The organism is Alteromonas ulvae, from assembly GCF_048987005.1.
GTDB lineage: Bacteria > Pseudomonadota > Gammaproteobacteria > Enterobacterales > Alteromonadaceae > Alteromonas.
Genome location: NZ_CP185261.1, coordinates 2,424,592 through 2,438,068, shown reverse-complemented (window position 1 = coordinate 2,438,068; position 13,477 = coordinate 2,424,592). Strand labels below are relative to the sequence as shown.

Below are 13,477 nucleotides of genomic sequence, written 5' to 3'. Positions count from 1 at the left end.
ATAGATATGCCTATTTAACTTCTACACCGGCAGCTTGCTGATCGGCATGGTAACTTGAGCGTACCATTGGACCACACGCAGCGTGGGTAAAACCTATCTCTTTCGCGTAATCGCCTAGCGCATCAAACTCAGTAGGGTGCACATATCGCTTCACAGGAAAGTGGTGACGGCTGGGCTGTAGGTATTGACCAAGCGTTAGCATATCAACGTTGTGATCACGAAGGTCTCTTAATACACCTTGGATCTCTTCGTTTTCTTCACCCATACCCATCATCAAACCAGATTTAGTTTTAATGTGAGGGTGCTGCGCTTTAAACTTCTTGAGCAAATCAAGGGACCACTGATAATTGGCACCAGGACGACATTCGCGATAAAGGCGAGGAATGGTTTCTAAGTTGTGGTTAAACACATCAGGTTCACCATTTTTAAATATCTCAAGTGCACGGTCCATTCGCCCTCTGAAATCGGGTACTAGCACTTCAATGGTGGTGGAAGGGCTGTGCTCTCGAATAGCATTAATACAGTCGACAAAATGCTGTGCTCCACCGTCGCGTAAATCGTCTCGGTCAACTGACGTAATAACCACATAGCGAAGGTTCATCTCTGCAATGGTTTTGGCTAGCTTTTCAGGCTCTTCGGCGCTTGGCGGTAATGGCTTTCCATGAGCTACATCGCAAAACGGGCAGCGGCGAGTACATATATCACCGAGGATCATGAACGTTGCAGTACCATGATTGAAGCATTCAGCTAAATTTGGACAGCTTGCTTCTTCGCATACCGAGTGCAAATTGTTCTTTCTAAGCGTACGCTTGATGTGATCAATTTTTTCCGTAGAGCGAGGGAGCTTAATCTTAATCCACTCAGGCTTTCTCAGCATTTCTTCCTTTTCAGTAGGAATAATGGTGATTGGAATGTGTTTTACTTTTTCATCATCTCGGAGTTTTACCCCCGCTGTAGGTCGTGCGTTACTCATCAAAACCTTCTTTATATGTTGTTTCCGTTAAGGAAAGCGCCTCTAGTAATAAGCGAACAAGCTCATCGCCAGCCTGTTTAAGCGAATCGGGACCGTTAAGACGCGCAGTGTCCGTCATTTCCATACCTGCGTAACCGCATGGATTAATCCGCTGAAACGGTGATAAATCCATGTTAACATTTAACGCTAGTCCATGAAATGAGCATCCATTACGTATTCTTAAGCCAAGTGAACATACTTTTTGTTCGTTGACGTAAACGCCTGGAGCATCGGGCTTGGGATAAGCGCTTATACCATAGGGCGCTAACAATCCCACCACGGCTTCTTCCATTGCGGTGACGAGATGTCTTACGCCTAATTTTCTGCGTTTAATGTTTAAAAGCAGATAAATAACTTGCTGGCCTGGTCCGTGATAAGTGACTTGGCCACCTCTATCAACTTGCACAACCGGAATATCTCCCGGTAGTAATATGTGCTCTGCCTTTCCAGCTTGACCTTGGGTGAATACAGGCTCGTGCTCTACCAGCCAAATTTCATCAGCCGTGTCGTTATTGCGATTATCAGTAAAATGCTGCATTGCTTGCCAAACTGGCTCGTAAAGTTGACGTCCCAACTGGCGAATAATAACTTCGTTTTTCACGCTATCGCCATCACTGGTTTTAACAGCCTGGTCCTGCATACTCACTTACAGAACAACCCTAACTAGTTCCAACTCGGCCAGTTCAGTGTAAATGGTTTCCATATGCTCTTTGCTGGTTACTCGCACACTGATTGACAAGGAATGATAATTGCCTTTGCTACTTGGTTTAATAACAGGCGCATAATCACCAGGAGCATGTTGCTGCAAGCACGAAACTACCTGCACGGGTAAATCTTCGTGGGCCACGCCCATTACTTTAAACGTTTGGTGTGTGGGAAAATCTAACAGTTCGTCGAAACGGGTATCCATGCGATATTCTCGGTATGTAAACTTTATATAAAAAAACGGCCAGATTGTATCAATCTGGCCGCTTCACAACTAGGTGTTAACGCAATTATTTATTCATCGTCAAAACCAATTTGAAGCATAATGTAATCTTTTAGGCGGTTGAACATGCTGCCTTCTTGCACTTCTTGGAGTGTAACGAGGGGGTAGCTAGCCACGTCTTCCCCGTCTAGCTGAAGATACAGCTTTCCAACGACTTGTCCTTTCGCTAATGGCGCTTCCAGCTTTTTATCTAATTCAAAATTAGCTTCCAGGTTTTCAGCCTGGCCACGTGGAATAGTAATGGGGGTAGATTGATTAATTCCAAGGTCTACGGTTTCCCTATCGCCCATGTATATTCTATGTGCCACAAAGCTCTGACCTGCTTTATAGGGGGTCACTGTTTCAAAAAAGCGAAAACCGTATTTCAGCAGCTTCTTGTTTTCAACTTTACGCGAACGCTCGCTGTCGGTGCCCATAACAACCGAAATAAGGCGCATGTCGCCTTGCTCCGCTGATGTGATTAGGCTGTAACCTGCATCAGATGTATGTCCAGTTTTAATACCGTCTACATTTAGGCTTTTATCCCACAACAAGCTATTGCGGTTGTACTGCTTAATGCCGTTAAACGTAAATTCCTTTTCACTGTAAATAGCATACATGTTCGGCGTATCCGCAATGAGTGCCCGAGAAAGCACTGCCATGTCACGTGGCGTAGTGTAGTGGTCTGGGTCGTGCAAACCATGCGCATTAACCCAGTTAGTACTGGTTAACCCTAGGGCTTGAGAGTGTGCGTTCATCATACTAGCAAAGGCTGATTCAGATCCGGCTACATGTTCTGCCATAGCCACACACGCATCATTACCAGATTGAACTACGATACCGCGAAGGAGGTCGCTAACTGAAACCTGTGTACCTACTTCGATAAACATTTTCGATGAATCTGGAAATTTCTTCGCCCACGCATTTTCTGAAATAGTCACTTCATCATCAAGGCTTATATTGCCTGATTGCAGTTCTTTCCCTATGACATAAATAGTCATTATTTTGGTAAGACTCGCAGGGGCAAGCTGCATGTCAGCATTTTTTTCTGCGATGACATGACCGGTTTCAAAGTCAGTAAGCAAAAAGCCTTCTGCAGCTACGGTAGGAGCAGGCGGAGTAACAACAGCAGCGTGAGCAATATTAAAAAGTACGCCAAGCAGTAAGAAGGCAAATGACAGTGAAGGCGCTTTAGTGCGTTTAATTATTTTTAGCATGGTTGTTTTCTTTTACCGAGTTATATCCGTGTGAGTTTACAGCTACTCTTAGATTGACGTTCTCACCACTAAGACTACCCATCAAGAGCGATTAGTAATTGCATATCAAAATGACAGATAGAGATTGTCATAGAAATTGCGATAGGAATTACAATAGAACTTACATTAGTAACGAAGTCTATCGCAAGGCTGAACTTAGGACTAGGGTTTACCGAAAAAGTTTCGATGAAAGTGCGACTTAGCAAGACAATAGCTAGCGCTAATCGAATGGAGCAAGTTGCCAGTATCATGGCACTGCGAGTGCTATTGGGGCTGTTTTATTGCATACGCATGTGGGTAGCCGTTTTGTTTAAGCTGGCTTAGCACATCTTCAATCATTTGTTTGTCTTCAATAGGACCAAGTTGAAGTTTGTAGATGTTGTTGCTAACGGGGAGGTGGGCTGGAAGCTGATATAACGCGGACAACACATTACTGATGGATTTTGCCTTTTCTGCGTTAGATAGGGCAGCAACCTGAATAAATATACCGCCTGTATTGATAGGGCTTTCATTTTTGGTAGCTGTAGATTGTTCATCGTGTTGTGCTCTGTTTTCTGCAACTTCAGACTGAGCCTTTTTACTCGGAACAGTCGTATTGAGAGCAATCCTACTTGGAGCAATGGTTTTCGGAACATCTATACCCAAGTATTCATCATAACTGACGGTGGGATTACTGCCTATCGTAACGTTATTGTCTTCATCGAAATGTATAACCTCCAGTTTTACCTTCGCTGTGCCTTTGCTGTGATATCCCAACTTCACCGCAGCGGCATAAGACAAATCAATAATTCTATTGTCATGAAATGGGCCACGATCGTTCACACGAACAATAGCTTGTTTGTTATTTTCTAAGTTTGTCACCCTCACGAAAGAGGGTAGTGGCAATGTTTTGTGTGCTGCACTCATGGCGAACATATTGTAGGTCTCACCGTTTGACGTTAAATGGCCATGAAACTTCTGACCATACCAACTGGCATATCCCTCCTTCTCGTAGCCTTTACCTGAGGTCATGGGGGTATAATGCTTGCCTAGGACCTTGTAGGGTCGGTTGTTAAAGGTGCGGTAGGCTTCAAACTTAGGCACAGCGTCAAGGGTTTCTGGTAGTTTAGCCACGTAATTAGGGGCGGAGTCTTGCGATTGTGTATAGCGACCAATTTGGCCTGACTGACATCCGCTTAACAGAAACGCCGATACACAAGAGAGAAGCAGAAGGCCTCGGGTACATGAGTGAATGAAACGCTTAACTAAATTTGGCGAGTCTAACAACGAAAGCAACGGCAACAAAACCGATGGCAACAATAACGATGTATGACAAAGCTGCTGTATTAGCTTTGAAATTTGCGGAAACATTAAGAGTGGCAAAGTCATCGAGATATTAAACGTTTTTGCGTTGCAATAGACATAAGAATGCCAAAACCCGCCATTAATGTCACCATAGATGTTCCACCATAGCTCACCAACGGTAAAGGAACACCCACGACGGGGAGTAATCCCGATACCATGCCCATGTTAACGAATACATAGACAAAGAAGGTTAGGGTTATGCTGCCGCCAAGTAGTTTTGAAAAAGCATCTTGAGTCCGACTAGAAATGATTAAACCGCGTAAAATAATGTACAAATAGATAGCCAGTAATACCATAACGCCGGTAAGACCAAACTCTTCACTAAAAACAGAAAAGATAAAGTCGGTATGCCGCTCAGGTAAAAACTCTAGTTGAGACTGCGTACCTTGAAGCCAGCCCTTGCCCTCAACGCCACCGGAACCAATCGCTATCTGAGATTGAATAATATGATAGCCCGAGCCAAGTGGGTCGCTCTCAGGATTTAAAAACGTTAATACCCGCTGCTTTTGATAGTCCTTCATTAAGAAAAACCACATGATAGGGGCGAATGCGCCAATAAGCGCCCCTACCAGAGAAATAAGGCGCCAGCTCATCCCTGCAAGAAAGATGGCAAAAACACCAGAGCTTGCAATAAGCAAAGAAGTGCCTAAATCAGGCTGCTTGGCTATGAGCACCGTAGGCACCACCACCATAGTAAAACCTAATGCAATATGGTGAGTTCGTGGAGGCAGGGTATGTTTACTGATATACCATGCCACCATCATAGGTACGGCAAGTTTCATTAGTTCCGATGGCTGAAAGCGAATAAAACCAAAATCTAGCCAGCGTTGGGCGCCTTTACCTATGTCACCAAAAAGCAAAACGGCAACTAACATAAGCAGGCCCACCGCAAAGGCAAAAGGAGACAGGCGTCGATAAAAACCAGGCGGCAATTGAGCGAGTACTGCCATAACGACAAAGCTTAAACCTAAGCGAGTAAACTGTCGCTCCATCTGCGCTATGTCTTGACCTGACGCAGAATAGAGCGTGACAAGCCCAACGCCACTTAAAACCAAAAGGCCCAGCAACAACCAGCCATCTACATGAATGCGCTGCAAAAAACTTATTTTATCTGGCGTGATTGCCGTTCTTTTCATTATTCGTCAGGCTCGCTGTCGATACTTGCGGTTTCAAAACGTCTGTCGCGAAAATAAAAATCCATTAATTTCCTTGCTACAGGCGCCGCATTGGAGCTTCCGCCACCGGCATTTTCTAGCACCACCGTAATAGAAATTTCTGGGTTGTCGAAGGGCGCAAAGCCAACGTAAAGAGCGTTGTCGCGAAGCCTTTCATCCACTTCATCCTCATTGTACTTCTCATCCTGCCCTACGGTAAATAACTGAGCGGTTCCCGTTTTGCCCGCAGACTCATAAGGTGTGTCGGCGAACGCAAAACGAGCGGTTCCTTCTTCGCCATGAACAACATCGTGCATAGCATTTAATACAATATCGAGGTTCTTTTGATCGTTTATTTGAATAGGTGGCGAGGTTTTTAGAGCAATAAGGTCGTCTGTGCCATCAAGGTTTCTATAACCGCGTATTATCTGAGGAATATAGCGTTCACCGCGATTCACTAACGTGTTAATTGAATGGGTAAGCTGAATAGGCGTGGCGGTCCAAAAGCTTTGTCCGATGCCAACGGGGATAGTATCACCAATATACCAAGGTTGATTAAAACGAGCACGTTTCCACCCTCTGCTAGGCATATTCGCATCGGATTCTTCGTACAAATCGATTCCCGTGTAATCACCGAACCCGAAGTTTCGCATGGCCTCACTAATTTTATCGATACCCAAGTTATAGGCTAAATCGTAGTAGTAGGTATCGCATGAAACCTCAATAGCTTTTGCAATATCGACGTCACCATGCCCCCATCGTTTCCAGTCTCGCCAAACATGATTTACATTGGGCAGTCGATAGCGGCCGTTATCTTTAATAGTGTAGTCTTCAGTAATCGCACCGTCTTCTAAACCCAGTAAAGCCAGATGCGGCTTTATGGTAGATGCCGGCGAATACTGCCCTTGAGTGGCTCGATTAATCAACGGGCGGTTTGGCGAATTAAGCAGCGCTGAGTAACTCTTACTGCTAATACCGTGAACAAATAAATTGGGGTCGTATCCGGGATTAGAGTAGAGCGCCAGCACGCCGCCGGTCTTTACTTCTGAAATCACTACTGCACCACGAGTACCTTCTAAAATTCGCTGAACTTCTTGTTGCAAAGTCAGATCGATATTTAGAATAATATCCTTGCCTGGTGTGGGCGGTTCCACGTTTAATACACGTATGATCCGTCCTTGATTGTTCACTTCAACCTGTTGGTAGCCTACTTCACCATGGAGAAGTTCTTCATGGTACTTTTCAATCCCTAGCTTGCCAATATCGTAGGTGGCGGCGTAGTTATCTTCTTGACCGGCTTCAACTATCTTTTGTAAATCCCGTTTATTGATACGTGCCACATAGCCAAGTACATGAGTGAGGGTTTCTGCATAGGGATAATGGCGTGCAAGACGCGCTTCAATTTGCAACCCTTCAAATTTGTGCTTACTGGCTGAGAAAATGGCCACTTCTTCTTCAGAGAGCTCATTGCGCAGTACAATGGGTTTGAAGCGGCGAGTGCCCTTTAAATTTTTCTGGAAGCGTTTAAGTTCGTCATCAGTAATATCCATCAATGCGGTGATTCGCGCTAAGGTATCGTCGATGTTGTCCACTTTCTCGGGGATAACTTCTAAACTAAAAACCGGTCTGTTTTCGGCAAGCAGTACACCGTTTCTATCGTAGATAAGCCCGCGATTTGGCGCAACAGGCAATACTTTTATACGGTTGCCATTTGAGCGAGTTTGATAATCGTCGTGTTGTGTCACTTGCAAGGAGTAGAGGTTGTTCAGCACGATCCCAAGCATTGCAGTAACAATAATAAAAGCAATCGTTGCACGGCGGGCAAACAGATTGGCTTCCGCTGTGTGGTCGCGAATAGCTTGGCGTTTACGGTGCATTGAGTTCCTTTGCATTAATAACTGCTTCTATTCTCTATGATAAGGGTGATTTTGTGTTACCGACCACGCGCGATACACGCTCTCAACGAGTATAATTCTGACTAATGGGTGAGGAAGGGTTAGCGCAGATAATGACCATTTTTGTTCTGACGCAGCAGTGCAAGAGGGAGCTAAACCTTCTGGACCACCAATGAGCAAGCTGACATCTCTACCGTCCATTTTCCAATTATCTAGCTGTTTTGCCAGCATGGGAGTATCCCAAGGCTTTCCGGTCACCTCAAGCGTCACTACCCGGTTGCCTTTTGGGATGGCCGCCAACATCTGCTCGCCTTCTTTTTCGAGGATCCGTTTGATGTCTGCGTTTTTTCCACGTTTGCCGGCCGGTATTTCAGTGATGCTCACGGGCATATCGCTAGGGAATCGACGGATAAACTCGTCGACGCCCGCGGATACCCATGAAGACATTTTTGTTCCCACAGCAACAATTTGAATCTTCAACACTGCACCATGGATGACAGTCCTAACCTTAATGGCTGTTGTGGGTGAATATAAGACATGCTGATTGCTGACTCTGTAAGGGCGAAGCCTATGACCAGAGCTTTTCTAGTTGATAAAAGTCTCGGGTTTCATCTTGCATAACGTGCAAAATGACATCGCCGAAATCAACCAGTACCCATTCTCCGGTGTCTTTACCGTCGACGTGCCCAGGTGCATGCCCAGCATTTTTCGCTTCAACCAATACATTCTCTGCAATTGAGGATACGTGACGCTTTGAATTACCAGAACAAATGATCATGGTATCTGTAATGGTCGACTTACCTCTAACATCAAGCTCAATGATATCACGGCCTTTCATGTCATCTATTTTGTCTTTAACAAACTGCTTAAGTTGTAGACTCTCCAAGTGTTTTCCTCTTATCTTTCTTCAATATATAACTGGTTGGCATCAATATATTCAATGACGCTGCTTGGTATCCAGTTTTCAATAAAATCTTGAACGGCTTTATCTAAAGCCCCTACGTTTTTTTGGGTTATGGTATTGCGCAACTGCGTTGACGAAATTGCTTTTAGGGGAGTATCAACTAACAATACATATCCATTTTTACGTTGATGTAACTGCGTCGCATCGCGAGTAACAACCGATTTGAGCCAATCTGCTACAACCGGTGGCGGGGCGAAATTATCATCGTCCCTTCGCATTACAACAAGGTGGCAATACGTTAATAAGCATTCCCACTCGTACCACTTATCTAGATTATACAGTGAATCGGCACCAATGAGAAAACAGATTGTCTCGTCGGTTTGAGAATGTAATTCTCGCAGTGTTTTTACCGTATAAGAAGGAGAGGGAAGAGAGAGCTCAATCAGCTCTGCGTGAAGCTTAGGGTTTTCCTCGCAACACAGATTGATCATATTCACTCTGTGCTTTTCAGACACTGATACCGATTTATGAGGCGCTAACTTGCATGGCATCAAATAAACAGAGTCAATTGCCAAGGTTTCTGCGGCTTTGAGCGCAGGCGTAATGTGACCGTAATGGGGTGGATTAAACGTACCGCCCAATATCGCTTTTAACGCCACAGCTATTTATCCAATAACGGGATGTTAGCCAAATTTACACCCATAAACATCATACATAGGTGGCATAGCTTTATATAAGGACGAGAGATAACCTGTTGCTTAAAGGCAAGATTGGCTTGACCCAACGCGTGTTGAATACTTTCTAGCTGTTGCAAAGATAGACGCTGCATTGCATTTTGATATACCGCTTGTTTATTGCGCCAAATACCAAATTTTTGCCATTGAATGGGCTGGCCTTGTTGTTCAGCCGCTTTTAAATTCCACAGCTGTTCCCACTCTCTCACTAAGGCCCAAATGATTATATTTGGCTCTAAACCCTCACTTTCTAATCGGTAGAGCATTTTAATACAGCGGGTGCTTTCTCCGTTAAGCATTACATCAACAAGCTGAAACACGCTGTAGCGGGATTGATCGACCATGGCTCGTTCAATTTGCTCATCGGTTACAGACTGATGTGGATAAAGCAGCGCGAGTTTATCTATCTCTTGTTTTGCGGCTAGCAGATTTCCTTCACAAAAGTCGGAAATCATTTTTGCGCCATTGGGTGATACAGAAAGCTGATGCGAGGTGAGTTGCTGGTTTATCCAAGTGCTTAATTGGCGTCCTTCAAGGGGATAACATAGTGTGGATGCGCCTATTTCGTCGAGAGCTTTAAACCATTTTCCACGCTGCACGTCTTTACCAATTTTAGGCCCATGAATGAGTAGCAGCATATCTGGGTTGAGTTTAGCGACGACTTCTTGCAGCATTTTACTGCCCTCCGTGCCGGGTTTGCCGGTAGGAAGCTCTAGCTCAATAAATTGCTGGCTTGAAAACAAAGACATACTTTGCGTAGCCTCAAGCAGCTGGTTCCATGAAAAACCTGCGTCAGCAACCAGGGTAGTTCTCTCGTCAAATCCCTTTAATTTTGCGTGTGCTCGAATTTGCTCGATAACGTCGAACTTCTGCTGCGGCTCATCCCCAAACACCATATAACAAGGTCTCAGACCTTTTTTGATGTCTTGATGAAACTGGTTTGGGTAAATTTGCATGCTTAGTTGTCAGTCGTCATTTTTCAATGTCCAATGCAGCAACCGCTTGACCAGATAAGCGTCTAATGATCATATCCGCTGCCTCGGCGCGCATTTCATCAAGCATTAAATCAAGCTCTCTCGATTTTGCTAACACCTGATCAGGGTCGTCTTGATAATCCCGTACTACTTCAAACTGCGCCATCATTGGCTCTTTGTTGGGAAAGGATACGCGATAACGCACCACATAAATGAGGTCGTACTCCGCCACCTGACCCGATGGATAAACGGATAAAAGTTGGCGGTCCAATTTTTCCGGTAAAAGGTAAATGCTGATGTTCTCACTCGGGGCGCTATCGCTACCCCGTTCGTGTGACTTTAATCCGTAAATGTTCAATCTATTGTCGAGCGCACGGGCTAAGGGCGCGTGTGCTCGGGCACTTTCAATTACGATCGTATTGATATTGTCAGGAAGGCTGGGAGCACCACGCAGGTGAAAACCACAGCTACTAAGGGTGCTCACTATCGCTGCAATACCGACTAATTTTAAAAGTGCATTCATTATCAATAGTCGCCTAGTTCGCTACAATATTTACAAGCTTGCCGGGCACAACAATCACTTTTCGAATCGTTTTCCCATCAATAAATTGTTGGACATTCGACTGGGCGAGGGCGCTTGCCTCCATGTCGTCTTTGCTCGCATCAGCGGCAATGGTCATTTTGGCGCGTACCTTGCCATTTACCTGAACAATGATCAGTTTTTCGTCCTCAACGAGTGCGTCTTTGTCCACTTCTGGCCACGGCGCAACATCAATATCTTCGTCATGTCCAAGCACCTTCCACAACTCATGGGCAATATGCGGTGTAATTGGGTTAAGCAACAAAAGCACTGACTCGGTCGCTTCGCGCATAATGGCAATGTCTTGCGCATCGTCTTGCGGCGCTTTTTGAAGATGATTCAGTAGCTCCATAACGGCAGCAACAGCGGTATTAAAGGTTTGTCGACGGCCAAGGTCGTCGCTAACCTTTTGAATGGTTTTGTGCAGTTCACGTCGAAGGGCTTGTTGAGATTTATTAAGCGCTTTCACGTTTAACGCTTCAGGAGTCCCTTTTTCAACGTGCTCAGTCACTAGCTTCCAAATACGGCGAAGGAATCGGTTAGCGCCTTCTACACCCGAATCTACCCATTCAAGAGTCTGTTCAGGTGGAGCAGCAAACATAGTAAACAAACGCACGGTGTCCGCACCGTATTGATCAATAACTTCTTGCGGGTCGATACCATTGTTCTTTGATTTCGACATCTTTGTCATGCCGCCGTGAGTCACAGGGGTGTTATCGCTGGTGAGCCATGCTTTTACAATACGCCCTTTGTCGTCTTTTTCAGTGGTTACTTCCGTAGGTGAGTACCAAGTCTTCTTACCTTTCTCGTCTTCTTGATAGTAAGAATCTGCTAACACCATGCCTTGGCATAGCAAGCGCTTGAATGGCTCGTCTGAGTCTACTAAGCCTTCATCGCGCAATAATTTGTGGAAAAAGCGAGAGTAGAGTAGGTGCAATATTGCATGTTCTATTCCACCGACATATTGGTCAACAGGCAGCCAGTAGTTAGCTGACTTTGGGTCTAGCATGGCATCGGAGTTGGTTGCACTAGCATAGCGAGCGTAATACCACGACGATTCCATAAACGTATCAAATGTATCCGTCTCACGCAGGGCAGGTTCTCCATTATAGGTGGTCTTCGCCCATTCAGGATCGGCTTTGATAGGCGAAATGACGCCGTCCATCTCGACGTCTTCCGGCAGCTCAACAGGAAGTTGGTCCGACGGCACAGGGGCAGACTCGCCATTTTCTAACCTTAACATTGGGATAGGCGTGCCCCAATAACGCTGACGACTTACGCCCCAATCTCGCAGGCGATAATTCACTTTGCGTTTTCCGCATTCTTTATTTTCCAGCTCGTCTGCGATGCTGTTGAATGCCGCATCAAAATCAAGTCCATCGAACTTGTCAGAGTTAATTAATGTGCCTTTTTCCGTATAGGCAGACGTTGAAAGGTCGCATTTATCTTCGTCGCCTTCTTTCGCGGCAATGACTTGTTGAATGGGTAGGTTGTACTTTGTTGCAAACTCCCAATCTCGTTGGTCGTGACCAGGAACGGCCATTACAGCGCCAGAGCCGTATTCCATTAGTACGAAGTTAGCAATCCAAATGGGTAGCTTTTCGCCAGTAAGCGGATGAACAACTTCAAACCCAGTAGCACGGCCCTTTTTATCCATCGTTGCCATTTCTGCTTCAGCAACTTTCGTATTTTTGCATTCGTCGATGAAACGGGCGATGTCTGGATTTGACTGTGCTGCAAATTCTGCCAATGGGTGCTGGGCAGCAACGGCAACATAAGTAACGCCATAAAAAGTATCAGGGCGGGTGGTGTAAACCGTAAGGTCGGCAATGTCGTTGATAGGTGATGCTAGATTGAAGGTAATATCTATCCCTTCAGACCGACCGATCCAGTTCGCCTGCATGGCGCGCACTTGGTCAGGCCATTCTTCAAGCTGTTCTAAATCGCTTAATAATTCTTCAGCATAATCGGTTATTTTGATAAACCATTGCGGGATTTCTTTTTGCTCAACTAACGCACCAGAGCGCCAACCGCGGCCATCAATCACTTGTTCGTTGGCCAATACCGTCTGGTCAACGGGATCCCAGTTCACCGTTGAGTTCTTCTTGTAAACTAACCCTTTTTCGTAAAGGCGGGTGAAAAACCATTGTTCCCAGCGATAATAATCAGGTTTACACGTTGTAACCTCTCTATCCCAATCATAACCAAAACCTAGCGAGCGAAGCTGGGTTTTCATGTAGTCAATATTAGAATAGGTCCACTTAGCAGGCGCCGTATTGTTGTTGATTGCTGCATTTTCAGCAGGCAAACCGAACGCATCCCAACCCATTGGCTGCATGACATTCTTTCCCTGCATACGCTGGTAACGGCTGATAACATCGCCAATCGTGTAATTGCGCACGTGACCCATATGCAGACGGCCGCTTGGGTAAGGAAACATTGATAGGCAGTAAAATTTTTCTTTATTTGCGTCTTCATCTACTTTGAAAGATTGATTATCTTCCCAATATTGCTGAACGCGTTTTTCTATATCTTTTGGGTTGTACTGATTATCGGCCATGAAACTTAGGCTTCCGCATTAATAAGTTGAAACGTTCTTACTTTGCTAAATAGTCGTTATTTCTGGCCCAGAAATGGCACCAAAAGGTAATAGCAAC

The 13,477-nt window shown here is 45.2% G+C and carries 13 protein-coding genes; all 13 read right to left on the bottom strand.

Going from position 1 to position 13,477, the window contains the following annotated elements; genetic code table 11:
• Positions 1–10: 10 nt before the first annotated feature.
• Positions 11–973 carry a lipoyl synthase gene (lipA, locus tag ACOJR9_RS10655; protein WP_420932971.1) on the bottom strand — a complete coding sequence of 321 codons (963 nt, stop codon included), beginning with the start codon at positions 971–973 and terminating at the stop codon, positions 11–13.
• Positions 966–1,652, bottom strand: coding sequence for a lipoyl(octanoyl) transferase LipB (gene lipB, locus ACOJR9_RS10650; protein ID WP_420936106.1), 687 nt, complete (start codon positions 1,650–1,652; stop codon positions 966–968). The genes lipA and lipB overlap by 8 nt, the downstream gene beginning before the upstream one ends.
• A 6-nt stretch (positions 1,653–1,658) precedes the next feature.
• A complete protein-coding gene (ybeD, locus tag ACOJR9_RS10645) occupies positions 1,659–1,922 on the bottom strand; it encodes a DUF493 family protein YbeD (protein ID WP_420932970.1) in 264 nt (87 codons plus the stop codon).
• An 89-nt stretch (positions 1,923–2,011) separates the two neighbouring features.
• Complete coding sequence (locus ACOJR9_RS10640; protein ID WP_420932969.1) at positions 2,012–3,196, bottom strand: serine hydrolase; 1,185 nt, start codon at positions 3,194–3,196, stop codon at positions 2,012–2,014.
• Positions 3,197–3,499: 303 nt separating this feature from the next.
• Positions 3,500–4,603, bottom strand: coding sequence for a septal ring lytic transglycosylase RlpA family protein (locus tag ACOJR9_RS10635; protein WP_420932968.1), 1,104 nt, complete (start codon positions 4,601–4,603; stop codon positions 3,500–3,502).
• Positions 4,600–5,715 (bottom strand): rod shape-determining protein RodA, encoded by a 1,116-nt coding sequence (gene rodA, locus ACOJR9_RS10630; protein WP_420932967.1) that lies wholly within the window; start codon positions 5,713–5,715, stop codon positions 4,600–4,602. The genes ACOJR9_RS10635 and rodA overlap by 4 nt, the downstream gene beginning before the upstream one ends.
• A complete protein-coding gene (gene mrdA, locus ACOJR9_RS10625) occupies positions 5,715–7,610 on the bottom strand; it encodes a penicillin-binding protein 2 (protein ID WP_420932966.1) in 1,896 nt (631 codons plus the stop codon). The genes rodA and mrdA overlap by 1 nt, the downstream gene beginning before the upstream one ends.
• 27 nt (positions 7,611–7,637) lie before the next feature.
• Entirely contained in the window at positions 7,638–8,108 is a 471-nt protein-coding gene (gene rlmH / locus ACOJR9_RS10620) for a 23S rRNA (pseudouridine(1915)-N(3))-methyltransferase RlmH (RefSeq protein ID WP_420932965.1), read from the bottom strand.
• An 88-nt stretch (positions 8,109–8,196) separates the two neighbouring features.
• Entirely contained in the window at positions 8,197–8,514 is a 318-nt protein-coding gene (rsfS, locus tag ACOJR9_RS10615) for a ribosome silencing factor (protein ID WP_032096508.1), read from the bottom strand.
• 11 nt (positions 8,515–8,525) lie between these two features.
• On the bottom strand, positions 8,526–9,191 hold the full coding sequence (gene nadD, locus ACOJR9_RS10610) for a nicotinate (nicotinamide) nucleotide adenylyltransferase (RefSeq protein ID WP_420932964.1): 666 nt from the start codon (positions 9,189–9,191) through the stop codon (positions 8,526–8,528).
• Positions 9,192–9,193: 2 nt separating this feature from the next.
• Positions 9,194–10,222: a DNA polymerase III subunit delta gene (gene holA / locus ACOJR9_RS10605; RefSeq protein WP_420932963.1), complete on the bottom strand. Its 1,029-nt coding sequence runs from the start codon at positions 10,220–10,222 to the stop codon at positions 9,194–9,196.
• A gap of 16 nt (positions 10,223–10,238) precedes the next feature.
• Entirely contained in the window at positions 10,239–10,763 is a 525-nt protein-coding gene (gene lptE, locus ACOJR9_RS10600; protein ID WP_420932962.1) for an LPS assembly lipoprotein LptE, read from the bottom strand.
• Positions 10,764–10,776: 13 nt separating this feature from the next.
• A complete protein-coding gene (gene leuS / locus ACOJR9_RS10595) occupies positions 10,777–13,380 on the bottom strand; it encodes a leucine--tRNA ligase (protein ID WP_420932961.1) in 2,604 nt (867 codons plus the stop codon).
• Positions 13,381–13,477 lie beyond the last annotated feature (97 nt).